Origin of the sequence: Leisingera sp. McT4-56 (genome assembly GCF_020514995.1) — a bacterium.
Lineage (GTDB): Bacteria > Pseudomonadota > Alphaproteobacteria > Rhodobacterales > Rhodobacteraceae > Leisingera > Leisingera aquaemixtae_A.
Genome location: NZ_JAJALF010000001.1, coordinates 268902 through 295284 on the forward strand (window position 1 = coordinate 268902; position 26383 = coordinate 295284).

General features: G+C 63.2%; 29 protein-coding genes. 20 read left to right on the forward strand and 9 right to left on the reverse strand.

Features of this window, described 5'->3' with window-relative positions; translation table 11 throughout:
- Positions 1-2 precede the first annotated feature (2 nt).
- Complete coding sequence (locus LHL23_RS01240) at positions 3-1082, reverse strand: two-component system sensor histidine kinase NtrB (RefSeq protein WP_226428502.1); 1080 nt, start codon at positions 1080-1082, stop codon at positions 3-5.
- A complete protein-coding gene (dusB, locus tag LHL23_RS01245) occupies positions 1079-2065 on the reverse strand; it encodes a tRNA dihydrouridine synthase DusB (RefSeq protein ID WP_226428503.1) in 987 nt (328 codons plus the stop codon). The genes LHL23_RS01240 and dusB overlap by 4 nt, the downstream gene beginning before the upstream one ends.
- 182 nt (positions 2066-2247) lie before the next feature.
- Between dusB and LHL23_RS01250 the strand changes: the two genes are divergently transcribed.
- The 4 genes from LHL23_RS01250 to LHL23_RS01265 all read left to right on the forward strand — a co-directional run bounded on the left by LHL23_RS01250 (position 2248) and on the right by LHL23_RS01265 (position 5702).
- The gene (locus LHL23_RS01250; RefSeq protein ID WP_226428798.1) at positions 2248-3384 is read left to right on the forward strand and encodes a bifunctional 2-C-methyl-D-erythritol 4-phosphate cytidylyltransferase/2-C-methyl-D-erythritol 2,4-cyclodiphosphate synthase; all 1137 of its coding nucleotides are present in this window, start codon (positions 2248-2250) and stop codon (positions 3382-3384) included.
- Positions 3381-3887: a phosphatidylglycerophosphatase A family protein gene (locus tag LHL23_RS01255; protein ID WP_039187561.1), complete on the forward strand. Its 507-nt coding sequence runs from the start codon at positions 3381-3383 to the stop codon at positions 3885-3887. The genes LHL23_RS01250 and LHL23_RS01255 overlap by 4 nt, the downstream gene beginning before the upstream one ends.
- Before the next feature lie 2 nt (positions 3888-3889).
- Positions 3890-4381 carry a CinA family protein gene (locus tag LHL23_RS01260; protein WP_226428504.1) on the forward strand — a complete coding sequence of 164 codons (492 nt, stop codon included), beginning with the start codon at positions 3890-3892 and terminating at the stop codon, positions 4379-4381.
- 139 nt (positions 4382-4520) lie between these two features.
- Positions 4521-5702, forward strand: coding sequence for an ammonium transporter (locus tag LHL23_RS01265; protein ID WP_226428505.1), 1182 nt, complete (start codon positions 4521-4523; stop codon positions 5700-5702).
- A gap of 99 nt (positions 5703-5801) precedes the next feature.
- Here LHL23_RS01265 and tmpT read toward each other — a convergent pair whose 3' ends face one another.
- On the reverse strand, positions 5802-6443 hold the full coding sequence (gene tmpT, locus LHL23_RS01270) for a thiopurine S-methyltransferase (protein ID WP_226428506.1): 642 nt from the start codon (positions 6441-6443) through the stop codon (positions 5802-5804).
- 94 nt (positions 6444-6537) lie between these two features.
- Positions 6538-6984 (reverse strand): type II toxin-antitoxin system RatA family toxin, encoded by a 447-nt coding sequence (locus tag LHL23_RS01275; RefSeq protein ID WP_226428507.1) that lies wholly within the window; start codon positions 6982-6984, stop codon positions 6538-6540.
- Positions 6985-7058: 74 nt separating this feature from the next.
- On the opposite strand from LHL23_RS01275, the gene hpt reads away from it, so the two are divergent.
- Positions 7059-7604 (forward strand): hypoxanthine phosphoribosyltransferase, encoded by a 546-nt coding sequence (gene hpt / locus LHL23_RS01280; RefSeq protein ID WP_222475563.1) that lies wholly within the window; start codon positions 7059-7061, stop codon positions 7602-7604.
- Positions 7605-7872: 268 nt separating this feature from the next.
- Complete coding sequence (locus LHL23_RS01285) at positions 7873-8202, forward strand: hypothetical protein (protein ID WP_226428508.1); 330 nt, start codon at positions 7873-7875, stop codon at positions 8200-8202.
- Positions 8203-8205: 3 nt separating this feature from the next.
- Here the strand turns inward: LHL23_RS01285 and LHL23_RS01290 are convergent, their stop codons facing one another.
- Both LHL23_RS01290 and lipA read right to left on the reverse strand, forming a co-directional pair.
- A complete protein-coding gene (locus LHL23_RS01290; protein WP_226428509.1) occupies positions 8206-9348 on the reverse strand; it encodes an amidohydrolase in 1143 nt (380 codons plus the stop codon).
- Complete coding sequence (gene lipA, locus LHL23_RS01295; RefSeq protein ID WP_222475560.1) at positions 9345-10295, reverse strand: lipoyl synthase; 951 nt, start codon at positions 10293-10295, stop codon at positions 9345-9347. The genes LHL23_RS01290 and lipA overlap by 4 nt, the downstream gene beginning before the upstream one ends.
- Positions 10296-10504: 209 nt before the next feature.
- On the opposite strand from lipA, the gene LHL23_RS01300 reads away from it, so the two are divergent.
- A complete protein-coding gene (locus LHL23_RS01300; RefSeq protein ID WP_226428510.1) occupies positions 10505-11419 on the forward strand; it encodes a hypothetical protein in 915 nt (304 codons plus the stop codon).
- 174 nt (positions 11420-11593) lie between these two features.
- A complete protein-coding gene (locus LHL23_RS01305; RefSeq protein WP_222475557.1) occupies positions 11594-12142 on the forward strand; it encodes a peroxiredoxin in 549 nt (182 codons plus the stop codon).
- A 72-nt stretch (positions 12143-12214) separates the two neighbouring features.
- Here the strand turns inward: LHL23_RS01305 and LHL23_RS01310 are convergent, their stop codons facing one another.
- The gene (locus tag LHL23_RS01310; RefSeq protein WP_226428511.1) at positions 12215-13288 is read right to left on the reverse strand and encodes a DUF6456 domain-containing protein; all 1074 of its coding nucleotides are present in this window, start codon (positions 13286-13288) and stop codon (positions 12215-12217) included.
- Between the two features lie 232 nt (positions 13289-13520).
- On the opposite strand from LHL23_RS01310, the gene LHL23_RS01315 reads away from it, so the two are divergent.
- Complete coding sequence (locus tag LHL23_RS01315; RefSeq protein WP_222475553.1) at positions 13521-13871, forward strand: DUF6477 family protein; 351 nt, start codon at positions 13521-13523, stop codon at positions 13869-13871.
- Between the two features lie 17 nt (positions 13872-13888).
- Here LHL23_RS01315 and LHL23_RS01320 read toward each other — a convergent pair whose 3' ends face one another.
- Both LHL23_RS01320 and LHL23_RS23445 read right to left on the reverse strand, forming a co-directional pair.
- Positions 13889-15436, reverse strand: a complete 1548-nt coding sequence (locus LHL23_RS01320; RefSeq protein ID WP_222475551.1) for a trimethylamine methyltransferase family protein — start codon at positions 15434-15436, stop codon at positions 13889-13891.
- A 9-nt stretch (positions 15437-15445) separates the two neighbouring features.
- Positions 15446-15574, reverse strand: a complete 129-nt coding sequence (locus LHL23_RS23445) for a hypothetical protein (protein WP_264181120.1) — start codon at positions 15572-15574, stop codon at positions 15446-15448.
- A 105-nt stretch (positions 15575-15679) separates the two neighbouring features.
- Between LHL23_RS23445 and guaA the strand changes: the two genes are divergently transcribed.
- From guaA to LHL23_RS01375, 11 genes are all read left to right on the forward strand, one after another.
- Complete coding sequence (gene guaA, locus LHL23_RS01325; protein WP_226428512.1) at positions 15680-17248, forward strand: glutamine-hydrolyzing GMP synthase; 1569 nt, start codon at positions 15680-15682, stop codon at positions 17246-17248.
- A 149-nt stretch (positions 17249-17397) separates the two neighbouring features.
- Positions 17398-18087, forward strand: coding sequence for a sulfotransferase family 2 domain-containing protein (locus LHL23_RS01330; RefSeq protein WP_226428513.1), 690 nt, complete (start codon positions 17398-17400; stop codon positions 18085-18087).
- A 20-nt stretch (positions 18088-18107) separates the two neighbouring features.
- Positions 18108-18947 (forward strand): glycosyltransferase family 1 protein, encoded by an 840-nt coding sequence (locus LHL23_RS01335; protein ID WP_226428514.1) that lies wholly within the window; start codon positions 18108-18110, stop codon positions 18945-18947.
- 78 nt (positions 18948-19025) lie between these two features.
- Positions 19026-19904 (forward strand): DMT family transporter, encoded by an 879-nt coding sequence (locus LHL23_RS01340; RefSeq protein WP_226428515.1) that lies wholly within the window; start codon positions 19026-19028, stop codon positions 19902-19904.
- 103 nt (positions 19905-20007) lie between these two features.
- Complete coding sequence (locus LHL23_RS01345; protein ID WP_226428516.1) at positions 20008-21126, forward strand: outer membrane protein transport protein; 1119 nt, start codon at positions 20008-20010, stop codon at positions 21124-21126.
- Positions 21127-21300: 174 nt separating this feature from the next.
- Complete coding sequence (locus tag LHL23_RS01350; protein ID WP_226428517.1) at positions 21301-22164, forward strand: ATPase; 864 nt, start codon at positions 21301-21303, stop codon at positions 22162-22164.
- 59 nt (positions 22165-22223) lie between these two features.
- Positions 22224-23141, forward strand: a complete 918-nt coding sequence (metA, locus tag LHL23_RS01355) for a homoserine O-acetyltransferase MetA (RefSeq protein ID WP_222475537.1) — start codon at positions 22224-22226, stop codon at positions 23139-23141.
- 1 nt (position 23142) lies between these two features.
- On the forward strand, positions 23143-24096 hold the full coding sequence (locus LHL23_RS01360) for an alpha/beta fold hydrolase (RefSeq protein ID WP_226428518.1): 954 nt from the start codon (positions 23143-23145) through the stop codon (positions 24094-24096).
- 133 nt (positions 24097-24229) lie between these two features.
- On the forward strand, positions 24230-24715 hold the full coding sequence (locus LHL23_RS01365; protein ID WP_226428519.1) for a DUF995 domain-containing protein: 486 nt from the start codon (positions 24230-24232) through the stop codon (positions 24713-24715).
- A gap of 184 nt (positions 24716-24899) precedes the next feature.
- Positions 24900-25769: a polyphosphate kinase 2 gene (ppk2, locus tag LHL23_RS01370; protein WP_226428520.1), complete on the forward strand. Its 870-nt coding sequence runs from the start codon at positions 24900-24902 to the stop codon at positions 25767-25769.
- Positions 25762-26379, forward strand: coding sequence for a TetR/AcrR family transcriptional regulator (locus LHL23_RS01375; protein WP_226428521.1), 618 nt, complete (start codon positions 25762-25764; stop codon positions 26377-26379). Before ppk2 ends, LHL23_RS01375 begins: the two co-directional genes overlap by 8 nt.
- Positions 26380-26383 lie beyond the last annotated feature (4 nt).

Consider the following 26383-nt stretch of genomic DNA (forward strand, 5'->3'; position numbering starts at 1 on the left):
GATCAGCTCTCCTGCGGTTTTGCATCGCGCGGCACGCGCGACAGCGACAGCCGGAACACCGTGCGCCCGGGAACCGAGCTTACCGATATCCAGCCATTATGCTCCGAGACGATCTTGCTCACCAAAGCAAGGCCGAGCCCGGTGCCGTTCTCCCGGCCCGAAACAAACGGGTCGAAAATGTCATCCCTGATGTTTTCCGGCAGCCCCGGCCCATCGTCGGTGATCTCGATCTGAAGGGGCAGCAGCTTGCCGGTTCCGTCGCTGCGGCGCAGCCGGAAAGAATGTTCATAGAAAGTGCGGATATGAATGGTTCCGCCTTTTCGATCAGCCGCTTCCGAGGCGTTCTTCAGCAGGTTCAGTACCACCTGCAGCAGCTGGTCCGCATCGCCCCAGGCCATCGGCAAGGAGGGGTCGTATTCCTCGGAGATGGTCATATGGGCGCCGAACCCCAACAGCGCCGAGCGCCGCGCACGATCCAGCACGTCGTGCAGGTTCACCGGCTTGAAGTCCGGCTCGGTCAGGTTGCCGAACTGCTCCACCTGTTCCAGCAATTTCACGATGCGGCGGCTTTCGCTGACGATCAGGTCGGTCAGTTCCAGGTCTTCCGGCCCCAGCCCCATGCTCAGAAGCTGCGCCGCGCCGGTGATGCCGGCCAGCGGGTTCTTGATCTCATGCGCCAGCATCTCCGCCATGCCGATGGCAGAGGCAGCCGCGGATTTGGCGGAATGGGTCTGCGTCATCCGCCCGGCCAGTTCCCGCGGAGTGACCATAAGCAGCATCACCCCCTCGTGCCCCTGCAACGGCGCGATCTGCACCCCGCACTGCAGCGGCGCCCGGCTGCCGGAGCCGACGTCGATGTCGTTCACGAACAGCGGCGTGCCTTGCACCCGGGCGCGGGCAAAGGCCTCTTCGATCGGCGCGTCGATGGCCAGCGTGTCCCAGACCGGCTGCCCCGTCAGCGCCTTGCGCGAGGTGTTGAGGAACCCCTCGCCGGCCGCATTCACATCGGCGATCTTGTCCCAGGCGTCGATCAGAAAGGCAGGCACCGGCAAAGAGGCCCACAGAGCAGTGCTGTCCATCATGCGGCGGCCTCCGGTCTTTGTGCGCTCAGCGCCTCCGGCAGCAGGGCCAGCACCTCTTGCGGGTTCTTCTCCGTCAGCACTGCGCGGCGCATGGCGGGGCCGGTTCCGGCCTCATCCATGTACCAGCCCAGATGCTTGCGCGCGACGCGCACCCCCAGGTCCTGCCCGTAGAAGTCGAGCATCGCCCGATAATGATCTGAAACCATTGAGATAAACGCTTCCCCATCCGGAATCTCCGGCGCCGGTGTCCCCCACAGGTGATGGGCCACCTCCGCCAGCAGCCAGGGCTTTCCTTCAGCCCCGCGCCCGATCATCACGCCATCGGCGCCGGACTGCTCCAGTGCCTGCCGCGCAGTCGCCGTGTCCACAATGTCACCGTTGGCCAGCAGCGGCACATTCACTGCGTCCTTGACCGCCCGAATTGCCGCCCAATCGGCGGAGCCCTTATAGAACTGGCAGCGGGTGCGGCCGTGAATCGTCACCATCTGCACCCCGGCCTCGCAGGCGCGGCGCGCCACGTCCGGCGCGTTCAGGCAGTTGTCGTCCCAGCCCAGCCGCGTCTTCAGCGTCACCGGCACGTCCACGGCGCCGACCACCGCCTCGATCAGCTTCAGCGCATGGTCCGGCGTCTTCAGCAGGGCTGAGCCGGAATAGCCGTTTGTCACCTTCTTGGCAGGGCAGCCCATGTTGATGTCGATGATCCGTGCGCCCTGCCCGGCGACCTGTTTCGCGGCCTCGGCAATCCAGTATTCGTTACGCCCCGCCAGCTGCACCGCGGTGTTCTCCACATCCGCGCTCAACTCGGCCCGCTCGCGCACGCCGGGCTTGGCCTGCACCATCTCCTGGCTTGCCACCATCTCGCTTACCATCAGCCCCACACCAAAGGAGCGGACCAGATCCCGGAACGGCCGGTCGGTGATTCCCGCCATCGGCGCCAGAGCGATGGGTGGAGACATGGAGGTGGTTCCAAGCGTGAAGGACAACTGCCTAATCCTTGTGCAACTGAGAGGTTTTTACCCGAAGCTTCTGCTATGCAGCAATGAATTGCGCCTCTGCAAGCCGCTCCCGGCCTTCATTTGCCTATTTTTTAATCACATTCCGCCGGGTGATTGCCACTTCCCGCGCCACCTCATAAACAATGGCGGAACTTCCGCACGAGGACCGCATGACCACAGCCGCCCTGATCGTCGCCGCCGGCCGCGGCACCCGCGCAGGCGGCGGCACACCCAAGCAATGGCGCCCGCTGAAAGGCCGCCGGGTGATCGACTGGACCCTCGAAGCCTTTGCGAGTGCGGGCGTGGACCCGATCGCACTGGTCCTTTCCCCGGACGACACCGCTGCCTGGGAAGAATTCTCTGGCCCCCCCGGCCTCATCCTCGCTGAAGGCGGCGCAGAGCGGGCCGTCTCCGTCCTGAACGGTCTCAAGGCGCTGGCGCCGCACGGCGTGGACAAGGTGCTGATCCACGACGCCGCCCGCCCCTGCGTCAGCCCTGCCCTGATCCACAGCATTCTCAATGCCTTGGACGAAACACCTGCCGCAGCCCCGGCGCTTGCCGTGACTGATGCGCTGTGGACCGGCGCGGATGAAACCGTCACCGGCACCCAGGACCGCAATGGGCTGTTTGCCGCGCAAACGCCCCAGGGTTTCCGGTTTCAGGACATTCTGTCGGCACATCTTGCCCACCCCGGCGGAGCCGCCGATGATGTCGAGGTGGCGCGCGCTGCAGGGCTTGGCGTCCGCATAATTCCGGGCGAGCCGGACAACATCAAAATAACCCGCCCCGAGGACTTCACCCGGGCGGAACGCATTCTGGGAGCAGACATGGATATCAGGCTTGGCAACGGTTACGACGTGCACCGCTTCGGCCCCGGCGACAGCGTGATCCTGTGCGGCATTGAAATCCCGCATGAAAAGACCCTGCAGGGCCACTCCGACGCCGATGTTGGCATGCACGCCGTCACCGACGCCATCTATGGCGCGCTGGCGCAGGGCGACATCGGCCAGCACTTCCCGCCGTCCGATCCGCAGTGGAAAGGCGCCGCCAGCGAGATTTTCCTGCGCCACGCCGCCAATCTGGCGCGCGAGATGGGTTTCACCGTGTCGAACGTCGACTGCACCCTGGTCTGCGAATACCCCAAGGTTGGCCCCCACGCCGCCAGGATGCGTGCCGTAATGGCTGAAATCCTCGGCATCGGCGCAGACCGCGTGTCGATCAAGGCCACCACGTCGGAGCGCCTCGGCTTCACCGGCCGCGGCGAGGGCATTGCCGCCATCGCCACTGCAGCACTGGTGAAACCATGAAGAGATCGCGCCTGGCTTTCCTGATCGGCACCGTCGGCGGCATCGGCTACCTGCGCCCGGCACCGGGCACCTGGGGCTCGCTTGCCGCCCTGCCCATGGCCTATGCGCTGCACCAGCTGGGCGGGTTCCTGCTGCTGGCGCTGGCGACCGTGATCTGCATGATCGTCGGCGTCTGGGCAGCAGAAGCGATGACCCGCAACCGCGAGAACATGGACCCCTCGGAGTTTGTGCTGGACGAGGTCGCAGGCCAGTTCACCGCGCTCTGGGCCGTGTCCTATCCGGCCTGGGCGCATGATATCGAGATCACCGCGCTGTGGCCGGGCTGGATCGCTGCCTTTGTGCTGTTCCGCCTGTTTGACATCCTGAAACCCGGCCCTGTCGGCTGGGCCGACCGGCAGAAGGGCGCGACCGGCGTGATGATGGATGACATCATCGCGGGTATCCTGGCTGCCATCTGCGTTGCCGCGCTTGCCTTTCTGTCGCACGGCGTCCTGGGAATGTAAGCATGGTCACGGATGAGCTGATCAGACGCGCAACAGCCGCAGGCATCACCATCGCCACGGCTGAGAGCTGCACCGGCGGCATGATCGCCGCGGCGCTGACGGACATCCCGGGCTCCTCCGCCGTGGTCGACCGCGGCTTTGTCACCTATTCCAACGCCGCTAAGATGCAGATGCTGGGCGTCAAGGCGGACACGCTGGACGCCGAGGGCGCCGTCAGCGAGGAGGTCGCCGCGGAAATGGCCGAAGGTGCGATCCGGAACGCGGGTGTCACCCTGGCCGTCTCCGTCACCGGTATTGCAGGCCCCGGCGGGTCGGAGTTCAAGCCCGAGGGCCGCGTCTGCTTTGGCCTGGCCCGCGCAGGCCGGCCCACCACAACGGAAGCCGTGGAATTCGGCGCCATCGGCCGCGCCAATGTCCGCGCAGCCACCCGTGACCATGCGCTGGACCTGCTGGCGCAGGCCGTTTCCCAAATCGAGCGCGAAACAGGCAGCTGACCCGCTGCGGCGCTCAATTTTTCAGCATTTGCAAAAAAGCCCCGTTTTTGTGCGCCCTCCGCACCTCTGCCGCTTTTTCCTGCGCGCGGACTGCGCTTTCTCCTGACCGCACCGGTTTTTGAGGGGAAGGAACAATCGGATGAACGGAGCGGATACCGCATGGATCATTGTGGCCACGGCCCTGGTCCTCTTCATGACATTGCCAGGACTGGCCCTGTTCTACGGCGGCCTTGTGCGTGCCCGCAATGTGCTCAGCGTCTTCATGCATTGCTACGCCATTGCTTGTTTGATGAGCGTTCTGTGGCTGGCCTTCGGCTATACCATTGCCTTTGGAAGCGGCACATCCGGCCTGTGGGGCGGGCTGGACAAGATGTTCCTGAACGGCGTCACCGCCGACAGCCTGTCCGGCACCCTGCCTGAGGTTCTGTTCTTTGCTTTCCAGATGACATTTGCCATCATCACGCCCGCGCTGATCGTCGGCGCCTATGTGGAACGCGTCGGCTTCGGCTTTGTGCTGGTGTTCTCCGGCCTCTGGATGCTCTTGTGCTACGCGCCGGTCGTGCATTGGATCTGGGGCGGCGGCTTCCTGGCAGACGGCGGCATTTTCGGCGACACCGGGGTCAAGGACTTTGCCGGCGGCATCGTGGTGCATGAAACCGCGGGCCTGGCAGCGCTGATCATCGCCTTCTTCCTGGGCCCGCGCAAAAACCGCACCATCCCGCCGCACAACCCCGGCTATGTGATGATCGGCGCCGCGATGCTGTGGGTCGGCTGGTTCGGCTTCAACGGCGGCTCGCAGCTGGCCGCTGACGGCGGCGCGGCTATGGCGCTGACCGTGACCCATATCTCCGCTGCCACCGCGTCGCTCAGCTGGGCGCTGTGGGAAAAGATCAAATACGGCAAAGCCTCCCTCGTGGGCCTGGTCACCGGCACCATTGCGGGCCTCGCCTCGATCACTCCGGCCTCCGGCTTTGTCGGCCCGATGGAGGCGCTGATCATCGGTGCCATCGCAGGCGTGCTGTGCCAGGAGATGGTCAACCTGGTGCGCAACAAGATGCAGATCGACGACACCCTCGACGTCTTTGCCGTGCACGGTGTCGGCGGCATCTTCGGCACCATCATGATCGCAGTCTTCGGCGCCGGCGCCTGGGCCGCGCAGCTGGGCGCACTGGTCATCGTCGGCATCTTTACCGTGGTTGTGACCATCGTGCTGGTAAAGGTCTCCGCAGCGATCACGTCCCTGCGCGTGGATCTTGAAAGCGAGACCAACGGCCTCGATCTCTCTGTTCACGGTGAGCGCGCATACGACATGAACAGCTGACCCCGGCTATGACGAATGCCACCACTCACGGCAGACGGTGCAATTCCCGCACCGGGCGGGTCCCTTCGGGGGCCCGCTTTCCGTTACAGATCAGCGGCTTCAGGACAGAGGTTCCAGCAGCCAGGCCTGTTCCAGCGCGTTGCAGCGCTCGCCGACCCGGCCGTCCGCGGCGCGTTCCTCTATCAGGGTGATTTCATGGCTGCCCTGGTACAGCGCCTGCACGGCTGATCCCGGCACCGAAAACGGTGGCCCGTCCATCAGGGACTGGTCATAGTCGAATCCTATCAGCATTTGCCTGGCAGTGCCGGTGATCCGGTTCAGATGCGCGGCATAGGCCTGCCGGTCCTCCGGTTTCACGGCAACCAGCGCCGCCCGGTCATAGACCGCATCAACCCGCCCGAGATGCGCCGGCGACAGGGCAAAAAAATCACCGGCGTAGAGGGTCAGCCCGTCTGCCTGATAGCGGATCAGGCCATCCTGCCGGGATACCTCCGGCGCCAGCCCCAGCCGCGCAAACACCTCTTCCACCGCGCCCTGATTGAACTCCACACCGGTCACACGCAATCCCTTGGAAAGCAGCCAGTCCAGGTCCAGCGCCTTGCCGCAAAGCGGCACAAAAACGGAATGGCCTGCCTCCAGTCCAAGCTGGGAAAAATGCTTGGTCAGCAAAGAGTTGGGTGCGGCCTCATGAAACCCGATCCGGTTCTCGCGCCAGCGCGCCTGCCAGAATTCCTGCTCCATTGCGGGGTGCTCCTTCCGTGGGAAATGACGAATTCAGCCGTTGATCCGACTTGAAGCCCGCTTGAGGTCAACAGGTATCTCGCCCCGCTGAGCTTCAGCCGTACAATTCCGCCGCCCGCCGCTCAAACGCACGCACAATCCGCTGCATCGCCTCGTTGAAGACCACCCCGATGATGCTTTGCAGAACCGCATTCTTGAATTCGAAATCGACGAAGAAGTCGACGTCGCAGCTGCCATCCTCGCGCGGGGTGAAAATCCAGTGGGACTTCATGTAGCGGAACGGACCGTCCAGATACTCGGTGTCGATTTTTCTCTCATCCGGATAAAGAGTTACCCGGCTGCCAAAGCGTTCGCGGAAAACCTTGAAGGAGATCACCAGATCCGCTTCCATCACCTCGGCATCGCCCAGCTGCGCGCGGCTGCGGATGCGGGCGGCAGCGCACCAGGGCAGGAACTTAGGGTATCGCGCGACGTCGGCCACCAGATCGTACATCTGCTGTGCCGAGTAGGGCATCTGGCGGGTTTCCGAGTGTGTGGGCATCTGTCCGCTGATTTTCTGCTACAATTACCGGGCGTGATGTCCTATGTACGCGCGGGAAATTCAAGGGGGCAGCCATGACACAGCGTCCATATGTCATTGATGTGATGATCTCGGCCAAGGCAATCGCCGCGCGGATCGAGGAGCTTTGCGAGGAAATCCAGAAGGAATTCGGCAATACCGACAAGCTGGTCGTGGTCGGCCTGTTGCGCGGCAGTTTCGTGTTCATCGCCGATCTGGTGCGCGAGCTGGACCTGCCGATCGAGGTCGATTTCCTGGAGGCATCCTCTTATGGCGATGCCATGGAGAGCAGCCGGGAAGTGCGTATCCTCAAAGACTTGCGCGGCGCCATTGAAGGGCGCGACGTGCTGGTGGTCGAGGATATCGTCGACACCGGGCACACGCTGAACCATGTCACGCACTTGCTGCAAAGCCGCAATCCGGCGCGGCTGAAATCCATTGCGCTCCTGGACAAGCCGTCGCGGCGCGAGGTGGATTTCCGCTCTGACTGGGTGGGTTTCGAGATCCCGGACGAATTCGTTGTCGGCTATGGCATCGACTATGCGCAGCGCAACCGGAACCTGCCGCATATCGGCAAGGTGCGGTTCACTGACGAGGGCTGACCGCCGCCCGAGCGCGGGCGGGGGTACCCGCCCGGCACCCCGAAATGCGGACGGCACCCTGCGTGCACCCCCTGTGCACCCCCCGTACACCGCCTGATCCGCTTTCCGGCAGAAATGCCACAGAATCCAGAAACCAGCGCGAAACAGGGAACCGGCGCAAGACCGCCGGTTTCGTCCCGCCGCCGGCATTTTCCGGCGCAGGGGATTTGCCTTTCGCCGCTGCCTCCCCCATGTGATGTTCAAACGCAGCGATCACAGGAGATCCGCAATGCAGAAGATTCTGACGGCAGCCGCCGCCGCGGCGATGACCCTGTCCTTTATCCCCGCAGCCTCTTACGCAGGGCCGCCGAAGTGGGCGCCGGGACACAAGAACAGCGCGTCTTACTACGCACCGGGCCAAGTGAAGAAGCGCCACGCCCGGCACGGATACATTCACGGCGACAATTGGGTCTATGTGGACGATTACCGCCGCTGGGGCCTGAACCCGCCGCGCGACGGGCACCGTTACGTGCGCCAGGACGACAAGATCTATGAGGTGGTCAAGGACACCCTGGCGATCATCGGCGCGGTTGCCGTGGTCGATGCGCTGGTGAACTGACGGTCAGCCCAGAAGTTTTCTGAGCGTTTGCAGAAAGATCCCGGCCCCGGCCGGGATTGCCGCGTCAGGAAAATCGAAATCCGGGTTGTGCAGCTGCGGCTGCGCCTCGCCGGAGCCCAGCCAGAACATCGCCGCCTTTGCGTGTTTGCCGAACTGGCCGAAATCCTCGGACCAGCGCTGGGAATAGTCTCGCATCTGCGCCGGGTGCCCGGCTGCGGCACAGGCGGCCTGCAGCACTTCCACCGCTTCCGGGTGGTTGGTGCAGGCGTCAAAGACGTCGTCGAACCCGATAGAAAACCCCAGCCCCTCCGCTGCGCAGACCTGCTCCACCAATGCGGTGGCGTCTGCAATGAGCTGATCCATCCGCGCATCCGTCACGGTGCGCAAAGTGGCCCAGACCTCGCCCTCGCCCGGCGCAATGCCGAACGTGGCTTCGCCCAGCCGGGCGTGGGTCAGCGTGACGAGGGCAAACTCCGGCCCCAAATCACCGCCGCTGGCCAGGTCCGCCAGCCCCGGCAGCAGCCGGGAAATGGCCCCAGCGGGCGACACCCCGTCCTGCGGCGCGGCAGCGTGGGAGGTTTTACCGGTCAGCTTGATGCGCATTCCGCGGGAGGCGCAATTTGCTGCGCCAGAACACAAGGCCACCTGCCCCACCGGCAGCCCCGGCAGGTTGTGCAGCGAGAAAGCGTAGTCCGGTGCAATCTGCGCGAAGGCCGGATCGGCAATCACCGCCGCTGCGCCCTTGCCGGTTTCCTCGGCGGGCTGGAACAGCAGCACGGCGCGGCCCTTTGCCGGGCGCTGCGCCGACAGATCCTCTGCCAGCGCCGCCACCATCGTCATGTGGCCGTCATGGCCGCAAAGGTGGCCGCGGCCCGCGTGGGTGGAGCGGTATGGCTGATCCGACAGCTCCTCAATCGGCAAGCCGTCGAGTTCACAGCGGATCAGAACCGCGGGGCCGTCTCCGCTGCCCTCAAAAACCGCTGCAACACCGTGGCCGCCAAGGCCGGTCAGAAGCTGATCGGGGTCATGCAGCCGCAGGTAATCCGCCACCATGGCAGCGGTCTTTTCCTCAGCGCCGGAGACTTCGGGAATTTGATGCAGGGCGTGGCGCAGCCGTGTCAGCCGCGCCAGGCGCTCAGGCGTCATGCCAGGCCCAGCTTCTTGTTGCGGGCCTCGCGCAGTTGGGCAAAGTCGTCGCCGGCATGGTATGAGGAGCGGGTCAGCGGTGTTGCCGAAACCATCAGGAAGCCCTTGCCATAGGCGGCTTTCTCATAGGTCTTGAACTCCTCGGGCGTCACAAAGCGGTCCACCGCGTGGTGCTTGGGCGTCGGCTGCAGGTACTGGCCGATGGTCAGGAAATCGATGTCCGCGGCGCGCATGTCATCCATCACCTGCTTCACTGCCTGCGTGTCCTCGCCGAGGCCGACCATGATGCCGGACTTGGTAAAGATCGACGGGTCCAGCTCCTTCACCCGCTGCAGCAGGCGCAGGGAGTGGAAGTAGCGCGCGCCCGGGCGGACCTCAGGATAAAGGCCCGGCACGGTTTCCAGGTTGTGGTTGAACACGTCGGGCTTGGCTTCCACCACCGCCTCCAGGGCGCTGTCATCGCATTTGATGAAATCGGGGGTCAGGATCTCGATGGTGGTCTTGGGGCTGCGGTGGCGCACGGCACGGATGGTCTGGGCGAAATGCTCGGCGCCGCCGTCCTCCAGATCGTCGCGGTCCACCGAGGTGATCACCACGTGGTTGAGGCCCAGCTTCTCCACCGCATGGGCGACCCGGCCCGGCTCGAACGCATCCAGCGCATCGGGGCGGCCGGTGGCGATGTTGCAGAAGGTGCAGCCGCGGGTGCAGATCTCGCCCATGATCATCATGGTGGCGTGGCCCTGGCTCCAGCATTCGCCGACGTTGGGGCAGCCCGCTTCCTCGCAGACAGTGGTCAGCTTGTTGTCGCGCATGATCTTGTGGGTGTCGGCATAACCTTTGCCGCCCGGCGCCTTGACCCGGATCCAGCTTGGCTTCTTGGGCTGAGCGTTGTCGGGACGATGCGCCTTTTCGGGGTGGCGCTGCTCCGGGATCTTGAGGTCTCTCACGTGGAATTTCCCTTCCGGCCTTTGGCGTTCTGAGCGGGTTTACCACAGCTGATGTGGCTTGGCACGGTCATATCGTCAACCCTGCCCTGCAGCTTTGTCATGGCTCAAACTCCGGAAATATGCCGTTTTCCTTTGCCAAAGTGACGCAGGGGAACACATAATCCCCGCGAGCAATGGGATTTCGCCGCAGATCATTCAGGGAGGGACGCATGGCCAAGGAGCTGGAGAAGTTCAAGGCAGAGCACAAGAAGCTGGCTGCCGGCACCAAGAAATTCACCACGGCCGAGGGCGACAAGCTGAAAAAGCGGATCGGGATATCGCTCGGCAACGCCTGGGAGGGCGAGGATTATTTCCGCGAAAGCCTGGCCAAGGCGCGCAAGAACGGGGTGAAGTCCGAGAAACTGGCCGATTTCCAGAAGGACAAGAACTTCAAGGACGGGCTGACCACCTGGAACAAGGCCGTGGACATCCTTCAGGGCGACGTCAATGAGATGAAGAGCTTCTGCGCCGATGCCAAGGCGCATATGGCCAAGCAGCAGAACCTCTTGAAGGACATCGAGAAGGATCTGAAGAAACGGGCCAAGTCTTCCGGCTCCAAGAAGGATATCGAGGCGCTTCAGGGCGAGTTGGAAAAGGAGATAGCCGCGGTCAAGAAAGCCTCGGAGTACGAGGGCAAGCTGAATGCGGCGCAAAAGCTGTACGCGGCGAATTTCCAGAAAAAGGTCAACGCCATCCTGAAGGAAAAGCCGGACAGCCATGACAAGAAGAAGGACGCAACCGAACTGCCGCAGCTGCTGGTGGACCGGAACCTGAAGAAATACGCCAACCAGGTCGGTGCGCTGGTGAAGGCGATCAACGCCCATTGCGTGGCCGCTATCGACAAGGCGGGCGAGGATCTGAAGGCCGCAGCGCCGGAGCTGAAGGCGGCGGCGGCGAAATACAAGGATCTGAAGAAGATCAACGACCAGTACCAGACCGCCAAGAAGAAATTCCCGGGCGCCATCGAGGATTCCAAGGACAAGAAGAAGCTCTTGGCGACGCTCAAGAAGTTCAATGACCTGACCACAGCCGCAGAGCGCAAGCTGCGCGGCACCACGGTGACCATCAAGAAAGCTGCGGCGTAACGCCCCGCAGGGGTGGAAGATGCCGTTTTTGCACAGGTTTCCGGCGCTGGATTGCCGCATTCGCGGGTCGGCGGAGGAAACCTGCGCGCAATGCTCAGGGACATGTTGAAGCCAGCTTAGAATCATTTTAAGCCTGCCCGCCGAATACATCTTTTGATACAGGAGCAAGCTGAGATGAAAGCTGGCGTTAAGCTGCCCGACGTGACCTTCCACACCCGTGTCCGCGACGAGTCGATCGAGGGACCGAACCCGTTCCGCTGGGAAGATAAGACCACCGCTGACTACTTTGCAGGCAAGCGCGTTGTGCTGTTCTCGCTGCCGGGCGCCTTCACCCCGACCTGCTCGACCTACCAGCTGCCGGGCTTTGAAAAAGGCTTTGCCGACTTCCAGGCCGAAGGCATCGACGCGATCTACTGCATGTCCGTGAACGACAGCTTCGTGATGAACGCCTGGGCGCGCGCTCAGGAGCTGGAGAACGTGGAAGTGATCCCGGACGGCTCCGGCGAGTTCACCCGCAAGATGGGCATGCTGGTCGCCAAGGACAACCTGGGCTTCGGCAACCGCTCCTGGCGCTATGCGGCCATCGTCAACAACGGTGTGGTCGAAGCATGGTTCGAAGAGCCGGGCCTGTCCGACAACCACGGCGAAGACCCCTATGGCGTGTCCTCCCCGGAGACCGTGCTGAAGCACCTGAAAGACGCCAAGGCAGAAGTCGCCGCCTAAGGCGCGCCGCCATATCAGGCACTCAAACGGGTCCGCGCAGCGGGCCCGTTTTCTTTTGCAGCGCAGCCCGGTTCAGCCGATCATCTCTTCCTCTTGCGGGCTGGCCTCGCCGTAGTACTCGGCCAGATGCTGCAGCGCGATGCGCAGCACCACTTTGCCCGATCTGGCCGGCCAGCCGAGGTTTCGCTCCGCGGTTTCCAGCCCCTCCAGATGGCAGCAGCAGCGCAGGGCGATATCGCTGAGGCCTGCGCCCAGTTTCTGCAGCGCTTCTGTCATCCGCTGGTGTGCCGCCGCCGCCGCCTGGTGGCTGGTGCTGCGCATGGGGTGGCTTCCTTGGGCGAAGTACAGTTCCTCCTGCATCAGGTGGCTGCTGATCTGCGCCAGCTCGAAGTCCTCGCGCAGCCGCCGCCCGGCCCGCACCATCGGCTGGGTGAGGAAGGATTTGCCGTCCTTGTCCAACAGCCTGGCCAGCATTTCCAGCGGCGTCTCGGCACCGCTGTAGCGGGATTTGCGGCCCATTCCGCCTGTCTCGGCTGGCTCCGGGGCCTCGAACGGCGCCTGCGCCTCGGCAAAGCCGCCTTCCAGCCGGGCGCGGGCGCGGTTTTCCTGATCGGCAATGATCCGGTTCAGCGCGCTGCGCCCAGCGGCGGTGATCGAATAGCGGCTGATCCGTCCCCGGCGCGTGCAGGCAATCCAGCCGGTCAGCGCCAGCGCGCCCGCCAAGGGGCGCGACACCGCCACCTTCTGCCCGTCGGCCTCCTGGCCTTCGCGCACGACCACGGCCATCTCCATGCCCTCGGCCGCGGCCAGAACCGCGCCGCCGCGGCTGAGCAGGGTCAGCACGCTGGCGGCCTCGCGCTCGAAACCCGACCTCAGGCTTCGGCTTGCGGCGGACGGACTATCGGGCTGCCCCGGTTTCGCAGCGGCGGACTTGTAGCGCCCGGCAAGATAAGTCAGCACCTCGTCAATCAGCGGGTCGTCCCGCAGGGTTTCCACCCGGCGCACCTGCCGCAGGATGGTGGAAGGATGGCAGCCCGCCTTGCGGGCCAGCTGCCGGATCGGGCGGCCTGCCTCGGTATGTTGAAGGTAGCGGCATGTTTCCAGCGGCACCCAGCCTGGAAAGGGTGCCTGTGTCATGTCTTGCATTTGTAACCCCCGGTCGTGAGCTAGGCCGCTGGGCCAGCCGCACTCAAAGGTGCCTGCGGCCTGTCCCCTTGCGCCCGGCTGAATTTGGACAAAAGCGCGGATCGGGCACCATTGTTTCCAGAAAAAACATAATCATCACAAAACGGACCGTTCGCCGGTCTCCCCCTTTCCGCAACACCACCTAGGGTTGTGTTATAGCAGAGCCTGCAAAGAGATAGGAAAGGAGAGCACGATGCAGGATGTCTTCACCCGGCTCACACTGCTCCGGCGCCCGAGGATTCTGGCGCGGGCGGCGCGGCTTGGCGCCCGGAACTATTGCCGCCAGCGCGACCTGCGCCGCATCCTGGGCTATGGCGAGGTGCCCAAGCCCGCCGCGGCAGTGATGCGGCTGCTGGAGCTGGAAGACGGGCTGAACACGGCGCGCCGGGACGGCGAGGCCGGCTATTCCCTGATCCGCCACGTGGATGTGCTGATCGCGCTGGCCGGCGAGGCCGGATTTCTGCGCGCCAGGCCAAACGCAAAAACGGCGGCCCGTGCGGACCGCCGTTTTGCTGCGGCAGAGGGTGCGGCCCCCTGCCCCTGAGTTTCCGCCTCGCGCGATTACATGAACGCGTCGGGCATAGAGGCCTTCTTCTCGGCCACGTATTCGTCCAGCGCCTGCTTGATAGCAGGGTCCAGAGCCGGCTGCTCATAGGTGGCCAGCAGCTTCTCGACCCGGTTGGAGGCCAGCGCATAGGTGTCGCGCGCGCCTTCCTCTTCCCACTGCTCGAACGGTTTGTAGTCGAGCAGGTCGGACTTCCAGAACGCCGATTTGAAGTTGGCCTGGGTGTGGGAGCAGCCGAGGTAGTGGCCGCCGGGGCCGACTTCGCGGATCGCTTCCATCGCCTGGCCGTTCTCGTCCACCGCGATGCCTTTGGCGAGGCCATGCAGCGCGCCCAGCTGGTCGGCATCCATCACGAACTTCTCGAAGTCGGCAACCAGGCCGCCTTCGAGCCAGCCGCAGGAGTGCAGCATGAAGTTCACGCCGGACATCAGGCCCATGTTGAGCGAGTTGGCGGTCTCATAGGCTGCCTGCGCATCCGGCAGCTTGGAGCCGCAGAAGGAGCCGGCCGAACGGAACGGCACGCCCAGGCGGCGGGCCAGCTGGCCTGCGCCATAGGTGACCAGCGACGCTTCGGGGGTGCCGAAGGTCGGCGCGCCGGAGTTCATGTCGATCGAGGACACGAAGGCGCCGAAGATCGCAGGCGCGCCGGGGCGGCACAGCTGGTTGTAGGCGATGCCGGCCAGAACTTCTGCCAGCACCTGGGTCAGGGTGCCTGCCACCGACACCGGCGCCATGGCGCCGCCGACGATGAACGGCGAAATGATGCAGGCCTGGTTGTTCTGCGCGTAGACTTCCAGCGAGCCCATCATCACGTCGTCGAAGGTCATCGGCGAGTTGATGTTGGTCAGCGAGGTCATCACGGTGTTGTTCTGCACGAACTCCTTGCCGAACAGGATGCCGGCCATGTCGACGGAATCCTGGGCGCGGCTGGGTTCGGTGACGGAGCCCATGAACGGCTTGTCGCTGAGGGTCATATGCGCCATCAGCATGTCCAGGTGGCGCTTGTTCACCGGGATGTCGGTGGGTTCGCAAACGGTGCCGCCGGAGTGGTGCAGCCACTTGGACATATAGGCCAGTTTCACGAACTTGTTGAAGTCGTCCATGGTCGCATAGCGGCGGCCGCCGTTGCGGTCGCGCACGAAGGGCGGGCCGTAGACCGGTGCCAGAACCAGGTTCTTGCCGCCGATGACCACCGATTTCTCGGGGTTGCGGGCGTGCTGGGTGAACTCGGCCGGCGCGGTTTCGCACAGCTTGCGGGCCAGGCCGCGGGGGATGCGCACGCGCTCGCCCTGGACATCGGCACCGGCATCGCGCCAGCGCTGCAGCGCCGCCGGGTTGTCAACGAAATTGACGCCGACCTCTTCCAGGATCGTGTCCGCGTTGTACTCGATGATCTCCAGCGCTTCCTCGTTCAGGATCTCGAAGTTCGGAATGTTGCGCTCGATGTACTTGGCGGTCTCGATCTTGACGCTGGTGCGCTCGGCGCGGCGGGCGGCGCCGCCGCCGGAACCGCGGGCACGACGGCGCGGGGCTGCTTCTGTCATGGTTTATCCTCACCACAGGCATTTCATTGCGATGGGTATTATAGCCAGTGCGCGCGCCGCCGCCGCAGGATTGCGGCCATTCAAGTTGAAAAGCGACATTGCCGCTGCAATTTCCACCGCGCCGGTGGACTTTGGCATACCTGGCGCGGCCCTGATGCCGGTCTGCCGTTAAATAACGCCCAGCCCCCGGCATCGCGGCCAAACCCCCTTGCGGAAAGCGCGTTCCTGCCCTATGGCGCGTGCATGACAGAGACATCCCATGACCGCCTTCTCATCATCGACTTTGGCAGCCAGGTCACGCAGCTGATTGCGCGCCGCCTGCGCGAGCTGAACGTCTATTGCGAAATCCACCCCTATCAGAATGTCACCATGGACTTTGTGCGCGAGCTGGCGCCCAAGGCGGTGATCTTCTCGGGCGGGCCGGACAGCGTGACCCGCGAGGGCAGCCCCCGGGCGCCGCAGGAAATTTTCGACTATGGCGTGCCGATCCTGGGCATCTGCTATGGCCAGCAGGTGATGATGCACCAGCTGGGCGGCAAGGTGGAAAGCGGCCACGGCACCGCGGAGTTCGGCCGCGCCTTTGTGACCCCGACCGTTGACCGGCTGGAGCTGCTGGACGGCTGGTTCGCAAATGACGCCGACCGCGAGCAGGTCTGGATGTCGCACGGCGACCACGTGAGCCAAATCGCCCCGGGGTTCGAGGTCTACGGCACTTCCCCCAACGCGCCTTTTGCCATCACCGCCGATGTCTCCCGCAACTTCTATGCGGTGCAGTTCCATCCGGAAGTTCACCACACCCCGAACGGCGCCAAGCTCTATGAGAACTTCGTGAAGCTCGCAGGCTTCAGCGGCGACTGGACCATGGGCGCCTACCGCGAGCAGATGATCGAGAAGATCCGCGAGCAGGTCGGCGACAAGAAGGTGATCTGCGGCCTGTCCGGCGGCGTCGACTCCTCGGTTGCGGCGATCCTGATCCACGAGGCGATCGGCGATCAGCTGACCTGTGTGTTCGTGGACCACGGCCTGCTTCGCAAGAACGAGGCGGAAGAAGTCGTCTCGATGTTCCGCGACAACTACAACATCCAGCTGATCCACGCGGATGAGAGCGATCTGTTCCTGGGCGAGCTGGACGGCCAGTCGGATCCGGAAACCAAGCGCAAGATCATCGGCAAGCTGTTCATCGACGTGTTCCAGAAACACGCCGACACCATCGACGGCGCCGAATTCCTGGCGCAAGGCACCCTGTACCCGGATGTGATTGAATCGGTCTCCTTCTCGGGCGGGCCTTCGGTCACCATCAAAAGCCACCACAACGTCGGCGGCCTGCCGGAGAAGATGGGCCTCAAGCTGGTCGAGCCGCTGCGCGAGCTGTTCAAGGACGAAGTCCGCGCCCTCGGCCGCGAGCTGGGCCTGCCGCAGAGCTTCATCGGCCGCCATCCCTTCCCCGGGCCGGGTCTGGCGATCCGCTGCCCCGGCGAGATCACCCGCGAGAAGCTGGAGATCCTGCGCGAGGCGGATGCGATCTACATCGACCAGATCCGCAAGCACGGCCTGTACGATGACATCTGGCAGGCCTTCGTGGCGATTCTGCCGGTCCGCACCGTCGGCGTGATGGGTGACGGCCGCACCTATGACTACGCCTGCGCTCTGCGCGCGGTGACCTCTGTCGATGGCATGACCGCGGACTACTACCCGTTCAGCCACGAGTTCCTGGGCGAAACCGCCACAAGGATCATCAACGAGGTGAAGGGCATCAACCGCTGTACCTACGACATCACCTCGAAGCCTCCGGGAACCATCGAGTGGGAATGATCACGGGCCTCGCGGATTTCCCTGCAGAAACGGGGCAGTCCGCGGCAGTTTTAAAGAACGTTTAAGCAATTTGCGCCATCTTGAGCGGAACACCTGGCCGCCGGTTTGTAGCCGGCGGCCTTCTGCTTCAAGGCAAATGGAGGCGCAAAATGCCCGTGATCAAATACAAGGACGTGCTGCTGCACTTCGCGCATATTCCCAAGTGCGGCGGCACCTCTGTCGAGCGCTATGTGCAGGGCCTGAAAGGCGTAAGCCTCGCCTTCCTGGACGAACAATATGTGTCCAACCCGCCGCAGCAGAAGCACTGGAACATCTCTTCCCCCCAGCACATCGACGGGGAATCCCTGTCGCGGCTGTTCCCCAAGGATTTTTTCACCGCCTTTTTCACCATCGTGCGCCATCCGATTGCGCGGCTTGAAAGCGCCTACAAATTCCAGCGGCTGGTCGAGCGCCGGATCGGCAGCGACGAAACCCTGGACCAATTCGTCAAGACCCGCCTGCTGGAAAACGTTCTGACCAAAGGTTGGATGGATGGCCATTTCTATCCGCAGTCGGGCTTTTTCTATCCCGGCGCCAATTACCAGGTTTTCAAGCTGGAGGAAAACGGCGCGGAGCACGCCAAGGCCTTCATCGATGCCGCCCTGTTCAGCAACCCTGCCAGCCAGCAGATTACGCACAGCAACCACCTGCGGCTGCCCGACAGCTTTGACCCAGGCGACCTTGTTCTGAGCGACGAAGGCCTAGCCGTCGCCCAAAAGCTCTACAGCATGGACTTCGACAACTTCAACTACGACCGGCAACCCGCCGCACAGCCGCATCCCCAAGCGGCCGCCGGCTAAGGCGCAATTGGCTGAGATACATGACACAGAAGTTCAACATCTGCCTGATTGAGCCCCAGAACTACGTCCATTCGGGCGCGTTCTACGAGATTGCCGACCTGCTGCTTTACGCACTGCGCGATCTCGGCTTCGAAGCTGTCTCCACCAGAAACAGAATCGACCCGGCGGCACGCAACATCGTGATCGGCATCCACCTTCTCAATCCTAGCTTTGCCAAGCAGATGCCGCCCGGCACCATCATCCTCAACACCGAGCAGCTGGGCGCGGTGTTCGGCGACTGGAACAAGCGAATTCTTGAGTGGTTCTCGCAGGACTTCACGCTGTGGGACTACAGCGAGGCAAATGTCGCCCACCTCAGGGACTTTGGCGTCAAACGGGTGGAGAAGCTTCAGCTCGGCTATCAAAAGGAACTGTGCCGGATCACGCGGCGGGAGAAGCCCGACGTCGACGTGCTGTTCTACGGCTGTATCAACCCGCGCAGGCAGGCGGTTCTTGCAGATCTCGAATCCCGCGGCCTGCGGGTCAAGGCACTGTTCGGCGTATACGGCCAGGACCGTGATGCGTGGATCGCCCGCTCGCGGATTGTTCTGAACCTTCATTACTATGAAACGCAGATATTCGAGATCGTGCGGACCTTCTACCTGATGACCAATGGTGTTCCCATCGCGGCCGAAGTGAACCCCGGAACCCGGATCGACGACTGCTACCGCGACGGGATGCTGCCCCTGCCCTACGGCCAGCTTGCGGCGGGAATTGACGAAGCGCTGAAGGATGAGGCCGGGCTGGCACAACTTGGGGCGCAAGCGAAGGAGACAATCGCAAGCCTTCCGCAGGCCGGGCTGCTGCGCGAGATTATCTGAACCGCTGAACCTCCTGGCTGCGAGACCCCTTGACGCCGCTGCAGGATCGCGCCTTCCTGCGGCAACGGGAGGTCCTTCATGCAGAAATCGGAACCGGTTGCCGCCGCCGTTTGGATGATCGGCGCCATCGTCTCCTTTTCCGCGATGGCGATTGCGGGCCGCGAGGCGGGGCTGACGCTGGATACCTTCGAAATCATGGCCTACCGCAGCCTGGTGGGTGTAATGATCGTGGTTGCAGCCCTCACCGTAACAGGCCGCTGGCACCAGGTGCGGGGGCAGCGGCTGAAGGTGCATCTGCTGCGCAACATCTTCCACTTCACCGGCCAGAACCTGTGGTTCCTGGCGGTGACGCTGATTCCGCTGGCGCAGGTTTTTGCGCTGGAGTTCACCTCGCCGCTGTGGGTGATTATCCTGTCGCCGATCCTGCTGGGAGAGGTGCTCACCCGGCGGCGGATGCTGGCGGCGGCGCTGGGTTTTGCGGGCATCCTGATTGTTGCCCGCCCAAGCCCCGACACCATCAACATCGGCCTGATGGCAGCGGCCAGCTGCGCCATCTTCTTTGCGCTCACCGCAATCCTGACCAAGCGGCTGACCCGGCATGAGAACACCGCCTCAATCCTGTTCTGGCTCACCTCCATGCAACTGGTGATGGGGGTGTTGGCGGCTGGGTGGGACGGCGACATGGCGCTGCCCGATGCCGCCACCCTGCCTTGGCTGGTGCTGATCGGCATTGCCGGCCTCGCCGCGCATTTCTGCCTGACCACCGCGCTGTCGCTGGCCCCGGCCAGTGTGGTGGTGCCGGTGGACTTTGCCCGCCTGCCTGCCATCGCGATCCTGGGCATGGTGATCTACGGCGAGGCGCTGGATGCCTGGGTGCTGGGCGGCGCCGCCGTCATCTGCATCGCAAATTACCTGAACATAGTTGCAAGACAGCCCCACAGAACCCCTCAGGGCTGACTGAATCCGCCTAGTTGCCGCGCGGTTAATGTTGATTTGCGGAAATCCCGCCGATTACGTTCGCGTTAAGCGGCTTGGAACAGCTGCAATACTGGGAGGAACAATGAAACGCTATCTTGCAACGTCAGCCGTTCTGGCGCTGGCATCGGGTTCTGCTATGGCAAGCGGCCTGGACCGCACCGGCCAGCCGATCGGGATCATCTTCGAAGAAGGCAATTACGCCGAATTCTCTTTCGCGACCACATCCGTGGACCTGTCGGGCAACGACCGGGACCTAAGCCCTTTTGTGACCCCGTCTACCAGCGGAGATGTTGGTGAGCGCTTCAACATGTTCGGCGCCGGCTACAAGCGGGACCTCAACGAAAAGCTGTCGTTTGCTCTGATCTTCGATCAGCCCTGGGGTGTGGATGTGAACTATCCGGTGGATGGCTCTGCTTGGCTCGGTGGCACCACAGCGCAAGCAGATTCGAACTCCATCACCGCTCTTTTGCGTTACAAGTTCAACGAGCGCTTCAGCGCCCACGGCGGCATCCGCTATCAGGAAATTGACGGCGAAATCAATTTGGCCGGCGCCGCCTACGCAGCCATTCCTGGCGGCACCTACAATGTGAAAGTGGACAAGGACGGCGCCTTTGGCTGGGTGGCCGGCGTTGCCTATGAGATCCCCGAGATCGCCCTGCGCGCAGCCCTGACCTACAGCTCCGAAATCGAACATGAATTCGACCTGACCGAAACCTTTGCCGGTTTCCCGCTTGCAAGCGGGTCCAGCACGACCAAGACCAAGACGCCGCAGTCGGTGAACCTGGATTTCCAAACCGGCATCGCACAGGACACGCTGCTGTTCGGCGGCATCCGCTGGGCCGAGCACAGCGTAACCAACCTGGTTCCCGGGATTCTGGACCGTGACCTGATCGACCTGGACGACTCGGTGACCTACACGCTGGGTATCGGCCGCGCCTTCAACGAGAACTGGTCCGGCTCTGTCGCGCTGATCTATGCGGATGCGGACGGCGACGATCTGGTCTCGCCGCTGGCGCCGACCCATGGCTATGAGGCGATCCGCCTGGGCGTGCAGTACAAGCAGGACAACATGACCGTCTCTGCCGGTGTCCGCTACACCCAGCTGGGCGACGCAGTTGCCTCTCCCGGCGGCAACCCGGTGACCGATTTCGAGGACAACGACGCGGTCAGCTTCGGCCTGAAAGTCGGCTTCCACTTCTGATCCCGGCACAGGCAGCAGCCGCTGCAGGCTGAAACGAGCAGTTCACCCCCGCATCCGGAATGCGGGGGTTTTTCTTTGCGCCTGCCGCGGGCTGCGGCGCAAGCGCACACGCAATTGACCAAGCCCGCGCGGGTGATTAGCAAGGCGTGAAACCTTCAGGGACTTGGAAACTCCATGCTTTACTCTTCTGCGCAGGACTGGCGCGACGCGCCGAATAAACGGGTGCTGTTCTTTGGCATGTCCGGGCTTGGCAAAACCTATGTCAGCAATGTTCTGCGCGGCGCCGGCAGCTGGTTCCACTACTCGGTCGATTACCGCATCGGCACCCGCTACATGGGCGAATACATCGCCGACAACGCCAAGGCGGAGGCGATGAAGGTGCCGTTCCTGCGCGAGCTTCTGCTGTCGGATTCGATCTTCATCGGCTCCAACATCACCTTTGAGAACCTGACGCCGGTGGCCGCCTACCTGGGCAAGCCCGGCGATGTGGCCAAGGGCGGCCTGCCGATCGCGGAATACAAGCGGCGCCAGGAACAGTTCCGGGTGGCGGAAATCCGGGCGCTTTTGGACACCGAATATTTCGAAGGCCGCGCGCAGCAGCTGTATGGCTATCCGCATTTCATCTGCGACACCGGCGGGTCGATCTGCGAATGGGTGGATGCCGATGACCCCAAGGACCAGATCCTGTCTGAACTCAGCAAGCACACGCTGATGGTCTGGATCAAGGGCAGCGAGGCGCATACTGCCGAGCTGGTGCGCCGGTTCGACCGCGCGCCCAAGCCGATGTCCTACCAGCCGGAGTTCCTGGACCGGGTGTGGCAAGAGTATCTCAAGGAAAACGGGATATCCGAGGTTGATGTCGACCCCGATGCCTTTATCCGCTGGACCTATGCCCAGGCGCTGGCGCACCGCCAGCCGCGTTATCAGGCGATGGCCGACAACTGGGGCGTCACCGTTACCGCCGACCAGATCTCAGCCGTCAAGGATGAGGCTGGTTTCGTGGATTTGATCGCCTCGGCCCTTGAGGACCGCGGCTAACCCGCTTATCTGAAAACTTCCGCTATATCGCACAACCTTCCGCAAATCAGGACGCTGACATGCCCATCAAGATCCCCGCAGACCTGCCCGCCTATGACGTTCTGACGAACGAAGGCGTGATGGTCATGTCGCCGGATCAGGCGGCGCGGCAGGACATCCGCGCCTTGCGCATCGGCCTGCTGAACCTGATGCCCAAGAAGATCCAGACCGAGAACCAGTTTGCCCGGCTGATCGGCGCCACCCCGTTGCAGATTGAGCTGAGCCTGATCCGGATGACCGAGCATCAGACCAAGAACACCGCGGCTGAGCACATGGAGGAGTTCTACCACTCCTTCCAGGAAGTGAAGCACGAGAAGTTCGACGGGCTGATCATCACCGGCGCGCCGATCGAGCACCTGGAATTTCCCGAAGTGACCTATTGGGACGAGATGCAGGAGGTGTTCGAATGGACCCAGACCAACGTGCATTCGACCTTTGGCGTCTGCTGGGGCGGCATGGCGATGATCAACCACTTCCATGGCGTCAAGAAGCACATGCTGGACCACAAGGCATTCGGCTGCTTCCGGCATCAGAACCTGGCGCCGGCCTCGCCGTACCTTCGCGGGTTCTCGGATGATTTCGTGATCCCGGTCAGCCGCTGGACGGAGATGAAGCAGGAAGAGGTCGATGCCGCAGAGGGCCTGAAGACGCTTCTGGGCAGTGACGAGGTCGGCCCCTGCCTGATCGAGGACAAGGCGCACCGGGCGCTCTATATCTTCAATCACTTCGAATACGACAGCGACACGCTGAAGCAGGAGTACGACCGCGACGTGGCCAACGGCACCCCGATCAACGTGCCGGGCAACTACTATCCGGACAATGATCCCAGCCGCCAGCCGCAGAACCGCTGGCGCAGCCACGCGCATCTTCTGTACGGCAACTGGATCAATGAGATCTATCAGACGACGCCTTACGATCTGGAAGAGATCGGCCGCTAGAATGCTGGTCTGGGCGGGCCTTGCCGTGGCAGCGGGGGCTGCCCTCACTTCCTGGCAGGCAGGCCGCCGCGAGGCGGCGGCCATCGCCAGCCACCCGCCGCAGGGCCAGATCCTGGTGGTGGGCAGCCACAGGGTGCATGTGGTGGAAATGGGCCGCCCCAAGGGCAGTGCCCCGGATCTGGTGCTGATCCACGGCTCCAGCGGCAACACCCGGGACATGACCTTCCGCCTTGCCCCTGCGCTGGCCGATGACTTTCGCATCCTGATCTTCGACCGTCCCGGACTGGGCTATTCCAGCCCGCTGAACGGCAGCGGCGCGACGATCCGCCAGCAGGCTGATGTGCTGCGCCAGGCCGCCGCGCAGATGGGGGCTGAGACCCCGGTTGTTCTGGGCCAGAGCTATGGCGGCGCGGTGGCGCTGGCCTGGGCGGTGGACCACCCGCAAAGTGTTGCAGCCTTGGTTTCGGTTGCCGGGGTATCCCATCCCTGGGACACGCCGCTGGACCTGTTCTACCGGGTGACTTCCACGCGCCTGGGCAGCGCGCTGGCTGTCCCGGCCGTGACTGCCTATGTCTCCCGGGCAACCGTTATGGAGACACTGGACGCCGTGTTTGCCCCCCAGGCTGTCCCGGAAGGCTACGCCAGTCATTTCGGCATCGGCCTGACGCTCAGGCGCGCATCGCTGCGGGCCAATGCCAAACAGCGCGCCAACCTGCTGGACGAGGTGATATCCCTGGCACCGCACTACGACCGGATCAGCATACCGGTTGAAATCATCCACGGCACTGCGGATGACACCGTCAATCCCGACATCCACGCCCGGCAGTTGGTGCGCGATGTCCCGACCGCAGACTTGACCCTGCTGGAGGGCATCGGCCACATGCCGCACCATGTGGCAACGGATGAGGTCGCTGCCGCCATTCACCGCGCCGCCGCGCGCGCGAATTTGAGCTGAAACAGCCTGCTCTGCTGCAATTCAATGGGCCATCTTTACTGCGGACACGGTGCTAAAAGAAGCGGACAGAAACAACCCCAGAGAATTGTTACTCAAGCTGTGGTATACTATCCCTCTGGTAATGGAGGGTACTATGAAAACACCCGGTCTCGCCATCATTGTAACGATCTTCGGCGTAATTTTTTCAACATCACAGGCCACGGCTGATCCCAAACCGCAGAACGCGACAGTTCCAGCGGCGCAGGATTTGGCCAGCTTGTACGGCGGCAAAACGCAGCGATGGAAGAAGTGCGAGGGTGGCATCTATTACGGCCCCCGCTGGGAAGCCCAGGCCTATTGCGGTAAGCATCCTGACAGTGTTGGAGTCGGGAAATGGTATATCGATGCCAAGGGCCGCGTGTGCCAGAAGTTGACCTGGTACTGGGCCAAGAATGGCGAACGCCTGTCCGAACCAGGTGAAGAAGAATGCATCTCTCACCTGACGGCGGCGGACGGTATTGTGTGGCGCAGCTGGCCGAAGGACCGGGAATGGTGGAAGGCCACCAACAGCGCAAGCCTGGAAAAGGGGTTCAAGTTCAAATCGAAGATCCGGCGGCTGCGAAAAAAGCTCAAGGTGTAAAACCGCGGCAGCTGATCCCCAGCAGTCTGTAACCCTCAACTGCACCTGCCCGCGCCGGGCCGGTGCAGCACCCTCCGGCTTTTGCCGCAACGCCCCCATGTCAGCTGCGCAAATTTGCGTTAAAACGATTCACATTCCATACTGTCTTCCCATATAAGGGGTTGAGGACAGAAGGGTTTTGCACATGCCGCTGCCATTTGACGGGGCCATCAGCCGCTACAGCCAAAGCGGCGCGCCGGAGGAGATCCGCGCGGCGATCAAGGGTGCGGACAAGGATGATATCCTGAGCCCCGGCTACCCGCACAACGAGCGGATGAAGCGCAAGCCCTATGAGGCAGAGCTGGAGGCACTGCAGATCGAACTGGTGAAGCTGCAATCCTGGGTCAAGTCCAGCGGCGCCCGCATTGCCATCGTGTTTGAAGGCCGGGATGCGGCTGGCAAGGGCGGCACCATCCGGCGGTTCCGGGAAAACCTGAACCCGCGCGGCGCACGGGTAGTGGCGCTGCCGAAACCCACCGAGGCGGAACAGAGCCAGTGGTATTTCCAGCGCTACATCCATCACCTGCCGTCCGGCGGCGAAATCGTGTTCTTTGACCGCAGCTGGTACAACCGCGGCGTTGTGGAAAAGGTGTTCGGCTTTTGCACGGACGCGCAGCGCGAGCGGTTCTTTCACCAGGTGAAGGGGTTTGAGCAGGCCTTGGCCGAGGATGGCATCCGGCTGTTCAAATTCTGGCTCAACGTTGGCCGGGCTGAACAGTTGCGGCGGTTTCTGTCGCGGGAGTCGGACACCCTGAAACAGTGGAAGCTCAGCCCGATTGATGTGAAGGGGCTGGAGAAATGGGACGAATACACCGCCGCCATCTCCGAAACCTTTGCGCGCAGCCACTGCGCCGAAGCCCCCTGGACCATCATCCGCTCGGATGACAAACGGCGGGCCAGGCTGGCGGCGATGCGCAGCGTGCTGCACGCCATTGACTATGCCAGCAAGGACTCCAAGGCGATTGGCGCCCTGGACACCAAGATTTGCGGAGGCCCGGACATCTGGGATGCCTAAACGCGGTTATCATCACGGCAATCTGCGCCAGGCGCTGGTCGAAGCTGCCCTGCAGCTGATCGAGGCCAAGGGGCCGACCGGCTTTACCCTGTCGGAGGCCGCCAAGCAGGCCGGTGTCACCCCGGCGGCTGTTTACCGCCATTTCGAAGGGCGCGAGGATCTGATCGCCGAGGCCTCGCGTCAGGGCTACGTTATGTTCGCAGACCTGATGCAGCATGCCTATGACAAGTACCAGCCCTCTGCACTGGCGGCGTTTGAGGCGACCGGGCGCGCCTATCTGGCCTTTGCCCGCAAGCATCCCGGACATTACATCGCCATGTTCGAAAGCGGGATTTCGGTGAACCGCACCCCGGAACTGGCCGATGCCGCGGCGCGGGCGCGGCAGATCCTGGAACGAGCCGCAGCCGACCTCAGCCAGCATATCCCGGCCGAGAAACGCCCGCCGGCCTCGATGTTCTCGGCCCATGTGCTGGCGATGAGCCACGGGGTGGTGGAGCTTTATGCGCGCAACTCTCCCGGTGCCGCCTCGCCCTTCCCGCCGGAGGATCTGCTGGAAAGCGGTATTGGCATCTACTTGCGCGGCTTGGGGCTGATCGGGCCAGACAGTTAGACCC